The sequence below is a fragment of the Mesorhizobium sp. M2A.F.Ca.ET.039.01.1.1 genome (assembly GCF_003998035.1).
Classification (GTDB): Bacteria; Pseudomonadota; Alphaproteobacteria; order Rhizobiales; family Rhizobiaceae; genus Mesorhizobium.
This window is the reverse complement of sequence record NZ_RZRY01000052.1, coordinates 1-17,146: the sequence shown is the minus strand read 5'-3', so window position 1 is coordinate 17,146 and position 17,146 is coordinate 1. Positions and strand designations below refer to the sequence as shown.

Genomic DNA, 17,146 nt, shown 5'->3' with positions numbered 1-17,146 from the left:
AGATCGCCAGCACGAAGATGGCGAAGCGGAAGACGAAGGGATCGATGGCGCCGCCCGAGAGCGCATGCGCCGCGCCGCTTGCGGCATCGGCCGCGCCCGGCGCGTTGTTGGCCAGATCCTGCACCGCCAGCCGCACGGCGGCGGTCGCCTGGTCGAGTTGGTCGAGGGCTTTCTGCAAGGCGTCCATCACGCGGTCCCCTTAGGCTGGGCTGCGGCCTTCTTCTTTGCCGCAGGCTTCGCGTCGGCGGCTTCGGCAACCATGGTCGTCGCCGGAATGGCCGCCGGCTCGGTGCGAGGCTCTTCCGCGGCCTTGGCGAAGTTCGGATGCACGACCCGACCACCGTCCGTCAGCATCGTCGCCATGACCAGCTCGTCGTCGCGCTTGATGGCAAGCGTCTTCGTCGCCTTGTCGACCATCGTCTCGAGGAAGGCGAAGAGGTTCTTGGCGTAGAGCAGCGAGGCCGAGGCGGCGACGCGGCCGGGCACGTTGAGGTGGCCGACGATCTTGACGCCGTTTTCCGTCGTCACGACCTTGCCGGGCACCGCGCCCTCGACATTGCCGCCGCGCTCCACCGCGAGGTCGACGATCACCGAACCCGGCTTCATCGAGGCGACCATGGCGGCGGAGACCAGCTTCGGCGCCGGACGTCCGGGGATCAGCGCCGTGGTGATGACGATGTCCTGCTTGGCAATGTGCTCGGCCGTCAGCGCGGCCTGCTTGGCCTGATATTCCTTCGACATTTCCTTGGCGTAGCCGCCGGCGGTCTCGGCTGCCTTGAACTCCTCGTCCTCGACCGCCAGGAACTTCGCGCCAAGCGACTGCACCTGCTCCTTCACCGCCGGGCGAACGTCGGTGGCTGTGACCACGGCGCCGAGACGGCGCGCGGTGGCGATCGCCTGCAGGCCGGCGACGCCGACGCCCATGATGAAGGTTTTCGCCGCCGGCACGGTGCCAGCCGCGGTCATCATCATCGGCAATGCGCGATCATATTCGGCAGCAGCATCGATCACCGCCTGGTAGCCGGCGAGATTGGCCTGCGAGGACAGCACGTCCATGACCTGCGCGCGGGTGATGCGCGGCATGAATTCCATGGAGAAAGCGGTGATGCCGGCCTTGGCCATCGCGGCCACGGCGGCGTCGTTGCCGTAGGGATCCATGATGGCGATGACGGCCGCACCCGGCTTGTAGCCCTTCAGCTCGGCATCCGTGGGCCGGCGCACTTTCAGCACGACGTCGGCCTTCGACGCGTCGGCAGCCTTGCCGATCGCGGCACCCACCGCGGCAAAATCCTGGTCGAGGATGCGGGAGCCGAGGCCGGCCCCCTTCTCGACGATCACGTCGAAGCCGAGACCAGCCAGACGCTTGACCGTTTCCGGCGAGGCCGCCACGCGCGGCTCGTTGGGATCCAATTCTCTTGGTATGAAAATAGCTCGAGCCACCGGACGTCCCAGATTGGAGATTTCGATATCATGCCGCGCTGTGCGGCTGCCGCCGAGCAGATCGGCGACAGCCGCCTTCTCGCCTTGGGAGGCACCACCGGCTCACCGATGAATGGGGGTCGTTTCGAAGTCGCGGCGGGTGATCGCCACGCTTACTCGGCAGCAACGCCGTATGGAATGTTTCGCCGGCCGTAGCGCCTCACGCGGATGTTGGCCTGCTCGGCATGACCGACAAACCCCTCAAGCATGCAGAGCCGCGAACAGTACTCGCCGATAAGCGTCGCAGCTTCGTCAGTCAGTACCTTCTGATAGGAATGGGTCTTCAGGAACTTGCCGACCCAGAGACCACCCGTATAGCGTCCGGCCTTTTTTGTCGGCAGGGTATGGTTGGTCCCGATTACCTTGTCGCCATTCGCGACGTTCGTCCGCGGTCCTAAGAACAGCGCCCCGTAGCAGCGCATGTTTTCGAGGAACCAGTCGTCCCTATCGGTCATGATCTGAACATGTTCGGACGCAATCTCATCTGCAACGGACAACATCTCTTCATAGCTGTCGCAGATTATGATCTCACCATAGTCGTCCCAGCTCTTACGGGCTGTCTCCTGCGTCGGCAGAATCGTCAACAGCCGTTCGATTTCGGTAAGCGTATCGCGCGCCAGCCGCTCGGAGTTGGTCACCAACACCGCCGGTGAATTGTAGCCATGCTCAGCCTGGCCGAGGAGATCCGTCGCGCAAAGTTCAGCATCGACCGTCTCGTCGGCGACCACCATCGTCTCCGTCGGGCCGGCGAAAAGGTCGATTCCGACACGGCCGAAGAGTTGGCGCTTGGCTTCGGCGACATACGCATTACCGGGACCGACAATCATATGAACCGGCTGCATGGTTTCCGTGCCAATCGCCATAGCGCCGACGGCTTGGATACCACCTAGAACATAGATCTCGTGAGCACCGCCAAGCTTCATGGCAGCAATGACAGCTGGATTTGGCTTACCCTTGAAGGGTGGAGTCGCGGCCACGATACGTGGCACGCCGGCGACGCTCGCCGTGGCAACCGACATGTGTGCTGACGCAACCATCGGGAATTTACCACCCGGCACGTAGCAGCCGACGGACTGAACCGGGATATTGCGGTGGCCCAGGATTACGCCTGGTATTGTCTCGACTTCCACATCTTTCATGGAATCACGCTGCACCTGCGCAAAGTTGCGTACCTGTCGCTGTGCGAACTTGATATCTTCCATGTCCCGCGAGGACACTTGTGACATCAAGAGCTCAATCTCGCGCTCCGACAGACGGAAGGAAGTAGGGGCGTAGTTGTCGAATTTGGTCGACAGTTCTCGAACCGCGGTGTCGCCGCGCATTTCGATGTCTTCGAGAATGGCCTCAACGGCGCCGCGCACCTTGGCGTCGTCTTGCTTGCGCTCCGCTTCTGGCCGAGCTGATTTAAGGTAGCGTACCATTTCCGAACCTCTTTCGTTTTCGCCTAGCGCGGAGAGTGCTGCACTTCTTTCTGGCAAAAGCGTCTATAACGGGCGGCGCAGCAAAGTCAAAGAATAATATATTATTTTTGCACTTCCAGCAGTTCGATCCAGTTTCCGCTCGGATCGCGGACAAACACATAGTCGAAGCCCAACGCGGATGATGCAGCATCGCCCTCTACGGTCACGCCTAGCGAGCGAAGTCTTTGGATTTCGAACGCAAGATCCGAGACCTCCAACGCGAAATGCTTCCCGCCGATTTGATGCAGATCCGTCCGAAGCGAAGCCATTTGATCCGACGCCATCACGGGCCGAATGGAGCTGAACAACTCCAGTCGCCCATGCGGTCCGGCAAGCACCGTCAGCGTGAGTTCTCCATCCCAAAGCTGGCACTGGGCGTCCTTCTCGAAGCCGAAACCTGCATAGAAAGCCAGGCTGGCGGCAAGATCGCGTACGCTGATGGCCACATGGTGCACAGTTGCTTCGCCTTATCGCCGAGTGCGCGCGTAGGCGTCCAGGGCAACGGCGGCGACCACGATCGTGCCCTTGATCACCAGTTGGTAGTTGGAATCGACGGCCAGCGAGTCGAGCAGGTTCGTCAGCACCGCGACAATCAGCAATCCGATGGCGCTGCGCCAGACAGCCCCTTCGCCGCCCATTAAGGACGTGCCCCCAATCACCACGACGGCGATCGCGTCTAGCGCCATCGTCGAGCCGATGTCCGCCTGACCGATCGAGAGGCGCGAGGCTATGATCATACCCGCAACGGCAGCGCATCCGCTGCAGATGACGTAGGAGGAAGCCCGGATCAGCACGGTGCGCAAACCGGCGAGCCGTGCTGCTTCATCGTTCCCGCCTATGGCGTAAAGGGAACGCCCATAGGTGGTTCTTGAGAGAACGACCTCACCAATACCGAAGACGAGCACCATGAGCCAAACACTGACCGGAATCCCGAGCACGGCACCACGTCCAAGCCAGGTGAAAGCCTGATCGGTCACGACGAAAGGTGAGGAGTTCGAATAGAGCAGCGCCAGACCAGAAAGGATCGAAGTCGTGCCGAGCGTCGCAACGAACGGATTGACGTTGAGCCGCGTTATCGTCAACCCGTTGATTAGCCCCCCGACCAAGCCGACCAATATGACCAATCCTGCCGCCAGCGGCAGGGACCAACCTGCGACCGCGAGACTAGCGAAGATGGTTGCCCCGGCAGCGTACATCGACCCTACCGACAGGTCGAAGCCTCTGGTGATCATAACAAGTGTCATTCCCACCGCGATGATGCCGAGTGGCGCATTCTGGCTAAGAATGTTGCGGATGTTCAACGGATCGAGGAAGCGAGGATAGAGAACCTGCGATACGAGAACGAGAACGGCCAACACAGCCAGCAGGCCGTACTTCATTGCGAGTTCGGCCCATGAGAAACGGGGCCTACGGATTTCGGTGGCGCCACCCAAGATGGGCTTGGCGCTGGTTGCTGAATTAGTGCTGAGCATGACGGCTTCCTTCTACGCCGAAGGCGCTATTTAGGATGGCATGGACGGAGAGCGGGGAGCGGGCGTGGTCGAGTTCGTCGACGAGCCTGCCCTCTGAAAGGACGACGACACGGTCGGCGACCGCGACGATTTCTTCAAGCTCAGAGGACACGATAATCACTGCAATGCCGCGCTCGGCGAAATCGCGCAGCGCGTCTAGTATTTCTGATTTAGCGCCGACATCGATGCCCCGCGTTGGCTCGTCGACCATGAGCACCTTGGGCTGTTCGTAGTCCCATCGGGAAAGCAGCACCTTCTGCTGATTCCCGCCTGACAAATTGCCGACTGGATCGCCTAGCCGGCGCGGATCAAGACCGAAGCGATCGGTCGATTTTCGACTGAGGCTTCTAAGTCTCGCTGCGTCCACGAACCCACTCTTGCGGACGCGGCCGTAGTTGGCCATTGCCACATTATCCATTGAGCTCATTCCAAGGACGAGGCCTTGAGTCTTCCGGTCCTCCGGAACCAAGGCGATACCGTAATCACGTGCAGTCCTCGGATCGGTGGGCCACGCGACTTCGCGTCCGGCAATCACGAACTTGCCGCGTGCGCGGGGCTCCATCCCAGCAATGGCGCGTAAGAACGTTGTTCGACCTGCTCCGACCAGGCCGCCGATGCCAAGGATTTCCCCGGCTGATACACTTAGAGCAAGATCCGTAACCGCTCCCGGAACCGTCAATCCACGAACTTTGAGCACCGGGCTGCCGACACTGGCGAGCGTGCGATTTCGTCGGTGATAGATGTCGCCCATCGCCTCGCCGAGCATTGACGCGACCAAGCCTTGCTTAGTCCATGATGCTCTCGGTTGCGTCTGCACCAAACGGCCATTGCGAAAGACAGAAATTTGTTCGCTGATACCAAGCACTTCATCGAGATTGTGCGATACATAGATCAGGGTGTGGCCTTGATCGCGCAGTTCGCGCATGACGTTGAACAACGCGTCGCGCTCTGGAGGCGCGAGTGCGGTCGTCGGTTCGTCGAACAGGATGATCTTGGAATCAGCCTGCAGCGCACGCATGATCTCGAGCATCTGCTGGTCGGCAACTGAAAGCTGGCGCGCCTCTCTCGCGGGATCGATACTTACCCCCAAGCGCGCGCAAAGATCAGAAAAGCGCCTATGCATGGCACGCTCCTTGAGAAAACCTCCGTGGGCCAGAGTCTGGCCGAGAAAGACGTTGGCTGCCGCGCTCAACGCAGGAACGATCGTCAGTTCCTGGTAGATCGCAGAGACGCCCTGTGCGCGAGCGGCGCGAGGATTGCCTAGATTTGCTTCCTCGCCGAATAGCAAGACGCGACCCGAGCTCGGCTCGATGCGGCCGGCTAGCACCCCGAGAGTTGTGGATTTGCCGGCGCCGTTCTGGCCAACGAAGGCGTGGATCGTCCCAGCGGCGATATCCAAACTGACCGGCTGCAACGCCACGACAGGGCCAAAGGACTTCGACACATCCAGAAGGGAAATAGCCGGTATGGACATCTGGTTAAACTCCATCGCGTGTTCGGCCGCGCGACATCGCTGCCGCGCGGCGGAACGATTCAGGGTGATTGCGGTTCATACGCGCCGACGTTGTCGAGCGTTACGATCCCAACCTCGCCGCTCTTCTGACCCGGTATGGGTGCATGACCGTCGTTCAAGATCACATGAGGCACGGGCTTTCCGGCACGAGCCTCGATAATCGCTTGGACTGCTGTCTCAGCCGCAGTCTGCCGATAAAACCCGGTGGTAGCCTTGATCCAACCCTTCTTCAGCGCATCCACCGACCATGCCGTGCCGCCAGCCTCGTAGACCTTGACCGTGCCAAGCTTGCCGGCCGCTTCGAGCGCGGGAACGGCACCTTTCGACATGTTGGTATAGGCCCCGACGATGATCGAAAGATCGGGATTTGCCTGCAGCATAGTCTGCGTCTTGATCTGATTATCAGGAGGTGAGTAGTCCGTCCGGTGCACAGCCACGACCTTGAAATCAGGATACTTGGCTTTCACCTCTTCGAGTGCCTTGTCGAAGGCGACGGTAATGGGATGCAGATTTGGTCCGGTCAGGATGCCAACTTTTTGCGGGCCGGGATTATCAGTCGCGGCCTTTTCCATCACAGCCTCGAACGCATTCGGCGTTTCGTTGCCGCCCACGTAGATGAGGGTTCCCGGTGACCAAAGCTCATCGCCCTCTTTGGATGAGCGTCCGCAAGCCGTGCCTGTAGCCTGTGCCACCAAGACATTGGCCGCCGGCGCCAGCTTAGTGACAGACTCGCAAACCTGACTGCCCTCCACCGGCACGACGATCCACGCGTTGTAGCCGTTGAGCAGCGCATTCTGCATCTGGTTGACTTGGGTGGCGACGTCGAAGCGAGCGTCGAACACGTCGAACTCGAAGCCATACTTCTTGGCCATGTTGCGCACCCCCGTCACCGTCGACTGGACGGCGCTGTTGGTGCCGATCTCAATGAAAAGCGCAAGCTTCAACGGCTGGTCGGTGTTGACGACGACCGGTTTAGGCAGTCCGACGTCAACCTGCACCTCTTTCGCGAAGGCCATTCCCGGTGTCGAGGCGATGCCTGCAATGAGCAGAACCCTCATTGTCGACCTCACGGCCTCGCCTCTCTGCTGCCATTGCCTGTTGAGCGCCCACATCACTCCACCTCCGGCTTGAAGGCGTCGACATTTCCTTTATCGATGAGATACGGATTGGTTGGAGGCTGTCCTTCGACCAGCGGCTCGCCGAGGTCGCCGATCGCGCGTGCTACTGCCTCACCGTTCTGGGCCTTCGCGATTGCCATTACCGCGTTGTAGGCGTTGGACTTCAGACGGTTGGCGCTGGAGACCGCGATCTTGCCCTCTTTCAGGGCTTCTACCGCCCAGGCAGTCGCACCGTTGTCGTAGATCTTGACCTTATCCAGTTTTCCCGCCTCCTCCAGGACTGGCACAAGACCCTTCGAGAGGTTCGAGAAGGCGGTATAGTAGAGCGTCATGTCAGGGTTTGCCTGGACCATTGGCCCTGCCTTCTCCAGGGCGCTTGGCGTCGAATAGTCCGTCCGGGCGATCGCCACGACCTTCACTTCAGGATACTTCTTCTTGAACATCGCAAGTGCGGCTTCATGGTTTTTCGTAATCGGATTGAGCTCAGGCCCGGTGATCACACCAAGTTTCTGGGGCCCTGGATTTTCCTTGCCCATCCGGTCCAATACCTGAAAGAAGGCGAGTGGCGTTTCTGCGCCGCCGACATAGGCAAGGGTTCCGGGTGACCAAAGCGCGGCACCTTCGTTCGCGCCGCGGCCACAGATGGACAGGACGGCCGTGACGACAAGGATGTTCTTTGCCGGCGCATCTTTCGTGGCGACATCGCACATGATGTTGCCTTCGACCGCCTTAAGCACCCAGGCGTCGTAGTCGCGCGCAAGGGCGTTCTGCAACTGATTGAGCTGGGTCACCGGATCGAACTTGCCGTCAAAGACGTCGATCTGCCATCCGAGTTTCTTGGCCGCTTCCGTTGCGCCGTCAATGCTGGCCTGCATGGCGCTATTGTTCGCGCCTTCCGAAAAGAAGGCGATCTTCAGCGGCCTGTCGTTGGCGAGTTGAACGGATTTACCTTGGCCGACATCCACGGCTGCCGGCTGCGCCAGGCTGGAGTTTGCGGCCATTGCTGCCGCAAGTGCCAAAGCCAGACCTGCCGTCCTTATCTTTTGTATAGTCATTCCCTTCCTCCCTTGGTTTGTTCATTGAGCCGTGTAGCCGCCGTCGGCTGCGATATCGGCTCCGGTGACGAAACTTGATTCATCGCTGGCCAGAAACAGCGCGACGCGTGCGATTTCGATTGGATCGGCTTGCCGCTTCATTGGGTGAGCATCGATAAGGTTACGGACATAGGCAGCCCCTTCCGCACTTTCCTCCATTGCACGTTGCGTCATCTCGGTGCGCGTCGAGCCAAGGACGACAGAGTTCGAGCGGATGCCGTTGCCCGCGTAGGTAACGGCGTCACACTTCGAAAGCAGCCGCACAGCCGCCTTGGTGCCGTGGTAGAGGGGGATGTCGGCATTGCCGATGACCCCGTAGGTCGACGAGATATTGACGACGCTCCCTGGCTGGCCCGCCGCCAGAAGGCCGGCGATCACGTGCTTGGTGCAAAGGAATGTGCCCTTCACGTTGACAGAGAAAACCGCGTCGAAGTCTGCGACCGTTGCCTCATGGGTAGGCTTTCCCGAACCCGCGATGGCGGCGGCATTTATCAGTACATCCGGCACGCCCCATTCAGCGGCAATGTTGGAGATCGCTGCCGAGATGACGCCTTCATCGGTGATGTCGACCTTGCAGTAGCGAACAGCAGCTTCTCCGAGAGCCGCCAGCGCGTCAGGGGCCGTATCCTTGCTGTCGAATATCGCGACTTTGGCGCCCTCCGACACGAAGAGCGCGGTGATCGCGCTACCGACCCCACCCGCACCACCGGTGACGATTGCTATCCTACCTGCCAGACGTTTCATCCTTGGGCTCCAAGCGATTCCATGATCGTGCGCTGATTGCCGATTGCAGCCATGAGCAGGAGCCCGCCATCGACGAAAAGCGTTATTCCGGTGGTGTAGTTGGCGTTCGGCGAGGCGAGATAGGCGATGGCTTCAGCCATTTCCTCGGGCTTGCCGGGCCGGCCAACGGGAAGTTCGGGACGCTTGCGTGCGCTTACGTCCTCACCTTCCTTGGCGCCGCTCATCGGCGTCGCCGTTTCTCCCGGCCCGATGGCGGCCACGCGGATACCGTGCGGCGCCAGATCAAGTGCCATGCACTTTGTGAGCATACCGACGCCGGCTTTGGACGCACAGTACGCGGCTCCGCCCTTGAGGGGCACGGCTTCGTGCACTGACGACAGATTGACGATACGACCGGCCGTGCCGGCGGCTACCATGTGATTGGCTATGATCTGGCCGGCAACGAAAGCGCCGGTGAGATTGCATGCGAGCACCCGGTTCCAATCGTCCAATTTAAGTTCCAAGAAGTCATCAAACGCGAGGGTGCCGGCGTTGTTGACGAACACATGTACGCCGTTCAACTCAGCCACAAGCGCATCCAACGCCGTGCGGATCGAGGCGGGATCCGTCTGTTCCATCTGTCGGACTGCAGCTTTGCGGCCGCTGGCTCGCACACGGCGCGCGGTCTCTTCCGCCCCGTCGACATTGCCTGCGTAAGTTATGCCGATGTCATATCCGAGATTGGCCAGATGTACTGCTGTCGCCCGGCCTATTCCTGAACTCGCGCCAGTGATGATTGCGATTTCATTGGGCATGCGTGTCCTCCCTGGTTGCGCGCATCGCAGGCAACATGGCCGCCGTGTCCCAATGGAACGGCCGCAGTTCCAGGATCCGGTTGTTTCGTACACGGAAGAACTGGAGCAGTGGCCAGTCGACCTCCCGGCCCGTCGGGCGCGACACCGCATAGACATGCGAGCGGCTGAAGATGACGTCTTCACCTGACGGATAGAATTGCGGATTTTTCACTTCCAGGGATGACCACTGGCGACCGAAAGCCTCCATCCATCCCTTGAAGCCGTCCGGCCCGCGCCATTCGCCGCCGTAAGGCAGGGAGCCTGGCTGGTGCAGCACGCATTCCGCGTCCAGGGTTTCAGCGATAATGCCGAAATCACCACCGCTGGGGGAAAGGTAGATCGTTTCTGCCTCGTAGAAACGCATCAACGTTTCAAAAGCCGCGTTCGTTGTATTGCTCATTGGCGTGCCGCTTCCCTGTCGGACATCATTTGGTCAGTCGGCCTCTGGCTGGTAGGCATCGACGTTTGAGGAATCGATGAATTGGACCAGCGCACCTTTGGTGATCGGCTTGCCTTCGTTTTGGATAACTCGCGGGACAGGTTCCCCGCGTTGCGCCGCGGCGATAGCCTCGATCGAAGCGGCGGCATTGGAACGAAGATAGAGAGCGGTCGTGAAATCGATGGTACCGGCCTTGACCGCTTGTTTTGCCCACGCCGTGCCGCCAGCGTCGAACACCTTCACATTTCCCAGCTTGCCGGCCGCTTCTAGTGCCTGAACGATGCCGCGCGTCATGTTGGAGTAGTGCGAGAAATACAGTGTGATCTCTGGATGAGCCGACACGATCGGCTGCGCCTTCTCGAAGGCTACCGGTGTTGACCAATCCGTCCTCGCTTTGGCCACCACTGACCAGTCCGGAGTTTCTGCGAGAAACCGCTGCAGCGCGGCCTCGAAGTTCAGCGTAATGGGATTGAGGTCGTTGCCTGTGAGGATGCCCACCTTCTGTGGCCCCGGCGCGAGTTCGCGGACTTTGTGGAGCACCTCCAGGAATGCGTCCGGAGTTTGTGTACCACCAACATAGGCGAGCGTTCCTGGGGACCACTGCGCCTCGCCTTCCTTTCCGGAACGTCCGCAGATCGGAAGCACCGCGTTGACGACAAGGATATTGCGCTGCGGCGCGGTAACCGACGCGGGCTCACACATGGTGTTGCCTTCGAGTGGTTTGACAATAAAAGCGTCATAGTCGCGATTCAGAGCGTTCGCGATTTGGTTGCTCTGTTTGACGGCATCGAAGCTCCCGTCAAAAACATCGATCGCCCAGCCATGCTTGGCCGCGGCTTCCTCGGCACCCTCGATGCTTGCAGTCATCGCGGAATTGTTGGTGCCTTCGGAAAAGAAAGCGATCTTCAGCGGCCGATCTTTGGCGAGCTTGACAACCATACCGCCGCCCACGTCGACGTCGACCGTCTCCCCGGCGTAGAGCGGTTGAACCCCAAAGATCCCGAGCGCCAAGGCACAGGCAATCAGCTTCATTGTATCCTCCCTCAACACAGATGCCTGGTCCTTGCCCGGTTCAGGCCACAACAGCCTCACTGGGCGGTCCAGCCGCCATCTACTTTCAGGCTTGTTCCCGTGACGAGCGCGGCGCCGTCGCTCGCCAGAAATGCAGCGGCTTCCGCCACGTCTTGCGGTACTCCAACCCTCCCCAGGGGTATTTTCGACATGACCTCTGCGCGGAAGCCGCCATCTTCGAACATCGGCGCGGTCATCGGCGTCTCGATGAAAGTCGGCGCAATGGCGTTAACCCGAATATTCATTGGCGCCAGTTCAATGGCCAGCGCCTTCACCAGCCCTTCCACCCCATGCTTTGATGCGCAGTAAGCCGTGCGGTTCGCCGCGCCCACGTGCCCCATCTGCGAAGTGATGTGGATCATGGCGCCGCCCTTGCCATGTGCAGCAATCTTGGCTGCCGCAGCCTGCGAGAGGAAAAAAGCTGCCTTCAGATTAAGCCCAAACAGCCTGTCGTAATGTTCCTCCGTCACGACAGCGATCGGCTCCGGGATGTTCAATCCGGCGCTGTTGATCAACACGTCTAGCCGCGGCAACGATGCGACCGCAGCACCAAGGGCCGTGGTATCGGTCACGTCGAGCTGCACCGATACGGCCTGGCCGCCGGCGGCCGCGATTGCCGTTTCGATCGCATGCAACTCCGATAATCGCCTGCCAACCAACACGACCGCGGCGCCTGCCTCAGCCACACGTATCGCGGTAGCTTTACCGATGCCGCTGGATGCACCCGCCACAAGTATGGTCTTGCCGCCGAGTGACGAATGGTGGGGCCCTGTCGACACCGTCAACGCCCCCGCAGCTCATGGTTCACCGCGAAATCGTCCGGCGGTGTCGGTCCCCAGATATAGAAGGCATCTTCGCGTCGTGATCCCCTGCCCGCCATTCCATGTTCTTGGGAATGAAATCCATGTCGCAGGAGTACTCGGCATAGCTGCCCCATGGATCACGCACATAGTGGAAGTAGTTGGATCCAAGGACATGTCGACCAAGGCCCCATCCACGGGAAAAGCCTTTGTCGGCCATCTGCATCGCGCCGAGGCCAATCGCATTCAGGCTATCGACTTCCCAACTCGTATGATGGATGCCCGGTCCAGTAGATCGTACGAACGCCACCAGATGGTGGTCGCTTCCATGACGACCGTGCAGGAAGGCAATCTCATTGCCGGTGCGGTCAGAAAGCGCGAGACCGAGAGCGCTTTCATAGAACTTCACGGCACGATCGACATCGGCCGTGAAAAGCAGCACATGCGACATGCGGTTAGGCCGCGTGGCAGGCGCGTTCCTTCGCGCAGGAGCACCGGCAACGCCCGGAGGAGAAGACTGAAACTGCCCATGGCCTTTGGTGTCCGGCGAAGACTTTGCCGCGACCTTGAGTTCGACCAATGTGCCGTCCGGATCGCGAAACCAGATGCCGTTGGATTCCAGTCCTCGCGGCGGATCGAGACGATGAACGCCCAGGTCGCCCAACCGTCGCGCAAACGGCGCTAGGTCTTGTTCGAAAATCCCGAAGGAAAGGTAGCCCAGCGACTTGTGCGGGCCCTCAGCAATGCGGCACCAAGTATGGCTGTGTCCGAACGTGCAAAGAGCAAGGCCGTTCCCATCCTGCCGCACATCCAGGCCGAAAGACGCATGAAACGTTTCCGCCTGAGCGAGGTCCGGAACGGAGAATGTGAAGCTGTCGAGTGAGTGAACACCGAGAACGCCACCCTCGGCATCACTTGCTATATATCCCCTTAAGGCTGTCATGTCGTCCTCCCGAGTGACCTGCCAAGTCTCTACGCCGCGCGCAGACCCGAAGCCTCGCCCTCATCGAGAATCCTGTTCCGGAGTAGCCCGACACGCTCTATCTCCACCTCGCAAATGTCCCCGGGCTTCATGTAAAGCTTTGGGTTGCGCGCGTGCCCGATACCGGACGGGGTGCCCGTCACGATCACGTCGCCAATCTCAAGTGTCACCGCCTCCGAAAGCGTGGCAATCAGCGTGGCGACGTCGAAAATCAGTTGATTGATCGACGCCGATTGCACGACCTCACCGTTGAGGCGAGTTTCGATTTGCAGTCCCGCCGCACCTTCTGGCAACTCGTCGGCCGTAACGAGATCCGGACCAAAGGCGCCCGTCGAATCGAAGTTCTTTCCGATCGTCCATTGCGGCGTCTTGAACTGATATTCCCGAACCGAGCCGTCGTTGAAGACTGAATATCCGAGCACGTGAGAAAGCGCGTCCGCTTTCGCTATGTGTCGTCCGCCGACGCCAATAACGACGGCCAACTCGCCCTCAAAATCGAGCGTATCCGAGACACGGGGGCGCACCATCGGAACATCGTGGCCCATCAGGCTCGACGCGAAGCGGGGAAAGAAGGTGGGATATTCCGGCTGCTTGTATCCGCTTTCGGCGGTGTGGTCGGAATAGTTGAGCCCTACGCAAACGATCTTCGGGGGCGTGCGCAGTGGAGGCAGCACCTCTACCGCAGCATCATCAAGAAGCGGCGCCTCACGAAGCGACCGAAAGGCCTCGATAAGGCCTTCGCGGCCCCGCGCTACCAATTGGTCGAGAGAACCTACATAACCTGTTTCGTTTTCAAACGCTCCTCGCCAGGCGTTGCCCACAAAGACACCTACGCCCAAAGCGCCGGAGCGCCGCAGTGACCTGAACCGCATATTAATTTCCTCTGGGAAAATCCTCTTGAAGCGAACCTAGTTGGAACAGGACAGCGAGTCAACAATAATATATTATCTTTGGCGTAAAAGGTTGGATATGGTCGTTTTCAAGCTTGGAATGGAGTCGCGGATGCAGCAGGAGCCGGCGAACAAGGCGTCCCTCGTCAGGGAGCGACTGCGCTTAGAAATCCTCCATGGCAGGCTTCTGCCGGGTCAAAAGCTCAATATCAGCGAATTGTGCGGGCGCCTCGAGGTGACTCTGCCCGCAGTTCGAGAAGCCTTGTCAGCCCTGCAAGGTGAAGGGCTCGTGGAACTGAAGGCGAAGAAGGGGTTCGAGGTGAGCCAATTTTCCTCGCAGGATTTCGCGGAGTTGACCCAAGCCCGCATCGAGATCGAATCAATCTGCCTGCGCCTGTCCATCGCATCCGGAGACGGAGCCTGGGAGGGGCGAGTTGAAGAGGCTTTGCGGCAGCTGCTCGCAACGCAGAGATATACGGATGAATTGCCTCCACAGATGAACGAGTCTTGGAGTGACTTGCATGCTCACCTTCATGAGGAGTTGGCGTCCGGCATGGAAAACAGGTGGCTTGCCGATACTAGGAGAGCGCTGTTTCGCCAGAGCGAACGGTTCCGGCGGCTTTCTGTGCCCATGGAGCGCAACACCCGCAACGTCGACGAAGAGCACCGCTCGATCGTCGCGGCGGCTTTGGCACGCGATACCGACCACGCGGTGGAGCTCCTGCGCCAGCACCTTCAGGCAACATACCGCATCGTCGCCGGCTAACAGGCGGCATCTGGTCAACTTGTGTGGCGATGGCGCGCGACGAAAGCCCGCTTCTTGGCCTTGTTGCCGCACCCCCTGCCATCGGTCGCGCACCAGATCCTGTTATTCGCGCGACTCAAGTCGAGAAAATACATGTTGCAGGTCGGATCCGCGCACCGCTTCACTCGGTCGAGATCGGTTCTTTCGCCAACCAGTTGCAGAAAGTCACGAGCAAGCGTCGAGAGTATAGACGGCACGAGGACGTCCGCATGCCAGGTCAGGCTGGCTCCCCCTTCCCCCAATTCAGGACGCAAGGGCGGTCGTTTGGCGGCCTGATTGAGCGCGTGAACATCCGCGCGATCGGGTGTGCGTCCAGCGACAACATCGGATAGCACGTGGACCATAACGTCGCGGAGAGCCTTTGCATCTGCAAGGTCCTCGTCTTTCAGAACGATATCTTTTACCGCGAAGCCAGCCGCCTCGATCCACCTATCCAGATCGTCTAGGGTGCCCAGCCGCTCGATGTCGCGATGTCCCCTCTCTCCCACAGTCGCGATGAAATCGAGCACAAGCCGGTTCGATCGGAAGCGGAATTCTAGATCGCCTGCGGAAATCTTGCGTGCCATGGGTAACCTGCTTAGCTGGTTCCTTTTTAGCCGATACGCGCAAGGATGTCCACAACACCAGCCCAGCCGGCCTCAGGTCCTGGGCGCGTGTCCCGCGGCGGAGACGTAGTCAGGTACGTGCCAGTAGAATGGACGAAACTCTGTGATGCGGCCATTCTGAACGGTCACGACCTGAGCCATAGGCGCATCGAGCACGTCACCGCTACGTCTTGCGCGGGTGACCAGTCGGCAAAGGATAACTACTTTGTCCTCGGCAACAAGAAACCGCGCGTCCTCAACCGATAACTGGTCGAAGGCGTCGCTCATCTTGAGCGACCATTCCCGGAATCCGGCATGCCCTCGATACTCGCCCCCCCAAGGCAAATCCGGCGATTGATGCAACTCGACGTCGGGATGCAGTGTGGATGCCATCTCGTCGAACGACGCACCTGCGGCCGCGCCGCCCGCGGCCATGTAGCGACGTTCGGCATCATAAAACGCATTGAGAACATCAATTGGATTGTCCATGGTTTTTCTTTCTCGAGAAGGCGCGTCGTCCTGATCGCGAGCGAGAGGCCTACAGCGCCAGTTGCATGGGATAATCAACGCAGGAGGGTCCAGGCGATCTGGCGCCGGGACCCGCGCTATGTGGAGTACAGAGCTGCTCAGGGCGATTCAGGCACGTATCCGTCCACATTCGTCTTCGTGATGATCGCAACTTCACCGGGGGTTTGGCCGGGAAGCAGGGCATGTCCATCATTGAGGACGACATGGGGTACTGGTTTGCCGTCGAAGGCATCCACGAGAAGCCGCACAGCGGTCGCGGCGGCCGTTGCTCGATAGTAACCAGTCGTAGCCGAGATTGTGCCCGACTTGATCGCGTCCACCGACCATTTCGTTCCCCCTGCCTCGTACAGACGGACCTGACCAGCGCGGCCGGCAGTCTCCAGCGCCGCTGCAGCACCCTTCGACATATTGGTGTAAACGCCAACGATGGCATCCACGTCAGGCGCCACTTGGAGGATGTTCTGGGTCTTCTGTTGGTTCATCTCTGGTGAATAGTCGGTCCTATGCGTTGCCACCACTTGGACCTCCGGGTGTTCCTTCAGGACCGCGGCGACCGCCTTGTCAAAGGCCTGCGTTATGGGATGAATCTCTTGCCCCGTAAGAAGCGCGATTTTCTGCGGGCCGGGCTTGTCCTTGACCGCCTGCATAATCACTTTCTTGAAAGCCGACGGCGTTTCGTTACCGCCGATATAGGTCAACGTGCCCGGCGACCACAGTTGCTCGCCCTCGTTTACCGAGCGGCCACAGATCGACATCGTAACCACCGCAACTGGTATGCCGGCCTTGGGTGCCTCTTTGGCAGCCATGTCGCATACTTGGTTGCCTTCGATTGCCGCGACGACCCAGGCGTCATAGCCGGCTAGCAGGGCGTTCTGCATCTGGTTTACTTGGCGGGCAATATCGAAGCGTGCATCGAACACATCGACCTCGATACCGTGTTTGGCCGCTTCTTCCTTCGCGCCGGTGACGGTGGATTGTACGGCCGAATTGGTCCCGATCTCTATGAACAGCGCGATCTTCTTCAGCCCGCCTTTGGTCACGGTAATGGGCTTGTCCAGTCCGACATCGACTTGCGTCTCCTCGGCCAGCACCGGCTGAAGTCCAGCAAGCAGAAGCAGCGCCCCTGCTGCAATTGATCTCGATCTATTCGCGGTCAAATGTTCCTCCCAGAGTTGCTGCTAGATTGATCCCCGAGGCAGCAGCAGCTTCAGCCGCTCGGGCCTACTGGACTGATCGGTCCAATGATAGTCAAAAAAAATTATCCGACTAGACGAGCGCGCATCATGGGCCAGACA

At 59.9% G+C, this 17,146-nt stretch carries 18 protein-coding genes and 1 pseudogene; 1 reads left to right on the top strand and 18 read right to left on the bottom strand.

Annotation, left to right across the window (positions count from 1 at the left end; all coding sequences use genetic code 11):
* The 15 genes and pseudogenes from EOA24_RS07100 to EOA24_RS07030 all read right to left on the bottom strand — a co-directional run.
* A pseudogene (locus EOA24_RS07100) lies at positions 1-187 on the bottom strand (NAD(P) transhydrogenase subunit alpha); the annotation flags it as partial.
* A complete protein-coding gene (locus EOA24_RS07095; RefSeq protein WP_127409693.1) occupies positions 187-1,440 on the bottom strand; it encodes a Re/Si-specific NAD(P)(+) transhydrogenase subunit alpha in 1,254 nt (417 codons plus the stop codon). The pseudogene EOA24_RS07100 and the gene EOA24_RS07095, both read right to left, overlap by 1 nt.
* A 152-nt stretch (positions 1,441-1,592) precedes the next feature.
* Complete coding sequence (gene hisD, locus EOA24_RS07090; RefSeq protein ID WP_127409692.1) at positions 1,593-2,900, bottom strand: histidinol dehydrogenase; 1,308 nt, start codon at positions 2,898-2,900, stop codon at positions 1,593-1,595.
* Between the two features lie 101 nt (positions 2,901-3,001).
* Entirely contained in the window at positions 3,002-3,394 is a 393-nt protein-coding gene (locus EOA24_RS07085; protein ID WP_127409691.1) for a VOC family protein, read from the bottom strand.
* Positions 3,395-3,406: 12 nt separating this feature from the next.
* On the bottom strand, positions 3,407-4,411 hold the full coding sequence (locus EOA24_RS07080) for an ABC transporter permease (RefSeq protein ID WP_127409690.1): 1,005 nt from the start codon (positions 4,409-4,411) through the stop codon (positions 3,407-3,409).
* The gene (locus EOA24_RS07075) at positions 4,398-5,924 is read right to left on the bottom strand and encodes a sugar ABC transporter ATP-binding protein (RefSeq protein WP_245501768.1); all 1,527 of its coding nucleotides are present in this window, start codon (positions 5,922-5,924) and stop codon (positions 4,398-4,400) included. Before EOA24_RS07075 ends, EOA24_RS07080 begins: the two co-directional genes overlap by 14 nt.
* Positions 5,925-5,983: 59 nt before the next feature.
* Complete coding sequence (locus EOA24_RS07070) at positions 5,984-7,021, bottom strand: sugar ABC transporter substrate-binding protein (RefSeq protein WP_126079592.1); 1,038 nt, start codon at positions 7,019-7,021, stop codon at positions 5,984-5,986.
* A 53-nt stretch (positions 7,022-7,074) separates the two neighbouring features.
* Complete coding sequence (locus tag EOA24_RS07065; protein ID WP_245467274.1) at positions 7,075-8,136, bottom strand: sugar ABC transporter substrate-binding protein; 1,062 nt, start codon at positions 8,134-8,136, stop codon at positions 7,075-7,077.
* 21 nt (positions 8,137-8,157) lie between these two features.
* Positions 8,158-8,919: an SDR family oxidoreductase gene (locus EOA24_RS07060; RefSeq protein ID WP_126079593.1), complete on the bottom strand. Its 762-nt coding sequence runs from the start codon at positions 8,917-8,919 to the stop codon at positions 8,158-8,160.
* Entirely contained in the window at positions 8,916-9,713 is a 798-nt protein-coding gene (locus EOA24_RS07055) for an SDR family oxidoreductase (protein WP_126079594.1), read from the bottom strand. The genes EOA24_RS07060 and EOA24_RS07055 overlap by 4 nt, the downstream gene beginning before the upstream one ends.
* On the bottom strand, positions 9,703-10,152 hold the full coding sequence (locus tag EOA24_RS07050; RefSeq protein ID WP_127392214.1) for a nuclear transport factor 2 family protein: 450 nt from the start codon (positions 10,150-10,152) through the stop codon (positions 9,703-9,705). Before EOA24_RS07050 ends, EOA24_RS07055 begins: the two co-directional genes overlap by 11 nt.
* Positions 10,153-10,185: 33 nt before the next feature.
* Positions 10,186-11,223: a sugar ABC transporter substrate-binding protein gene (locus EOA24_RS07045; RefSeq protein ID WP_127409688.1), complete on the bottom strand. Its 1,038-nt coding sequence runs from the start codon at positions 11,221-11,223 to the stop codon at positions 10,186-10,188.
* A 56-nt stretch (positions 11,224-11,279) separates the two neighbouring features.
* Complete coding sequence (locus tag EOA24_RS07040) at positions 11,280-11,993, bottom strand: SDR family NAD(P)-dependent oxidoreductase (RefSeq protein ID WP_245491018.1); 714 nt, start codon at positions 11,991-11,993, stop codon at positions 11,280-11,282.
* Between the two features lie 73 nt (positions 11,994-12,066).
* Positions 12,067-13,005 carry a VOC family protein gene (locus tag EOA24_RS07035; protein WP_210213582.1) on the bottom strand — a complete coding sequence of 313 codons (939 nt, stop codon included), beginning with the start codon at positions 13,003-13,005 and terminating at the stop codon, positions 12,067-12,069.
* A gap of 29 nt (positions 13,006-13,034) precedes the next feature.
* Entirely contained in the window at positions 13,035-13,916 is an 882-nt protein-coding gene (locus tag EOA24_RS07030; RefSeq protein WP_126079598.1) for a fumarylacetoacetate hydrolase family protein, read from the bottom strand.
* A 130-nt stretch (positions 13,917-14,046) separates the two neighbouring features.
* Between EOA24_RS07030 and EOA24_RS07025 the strand changes: the two genes are divergently transcribed.
* On the top strand, positions 14,047-14,700 hold the full coding sequence (locus EOA24_RS07025; RefSeq protein ID WP_189343286.1) for a GntR family transcriptional regulator: 654 nt from the start codon (positions 14,047-14,049) through the stop codon (positions 14,698-14,700).
* 14 nt (positions 14,701-14,714) lie between these two features.
* Here EOA24_RS07025 and EOA24_RS07020 read toward each other — a convergent pair whose 3' ends face one another.
* From EOA24_RS07020 to EOA24_RS07010, 3 genes are all read right to left on the bottom strand, one after another.
* Complete coding sequence (locus EOA24_RS07020; protein ID WP_127409687.1) at positions 14,715-15,305, bottom strand: CGNR zinc finger domain-containing protein; 591 nt, start codon at positions 15,303-15,305, stop codon at positions 14,715-14,717.
* Between the two features lie 72 nt (positions 15,306-15,377).
* A complete protein-coding gene (locus EOA24_RS07015) occupies positions 15,378-15,812 on the bottom strand; it encodes a nuclear transport factor 2 family protein (protein WP_127409686.1) in 435 nt (144 codons plus the stop codon).
* A 137-nt stretch (positions 15,813-15,949) separates the two neighbouring features.
* A complete protein-coding gene (locus EOA24_RS07010) occupies positions 15,950-17,008 on the bottom strand; it encodes a sugar ABC transporter substrate-binding protein (RefSeq protein ID WP_127409685.1) in 1,059 nt (352 codons plus the stop codon).
* Between the last annotated feature and the right edge of the window lie 138 nt (positions 17,009-17,146).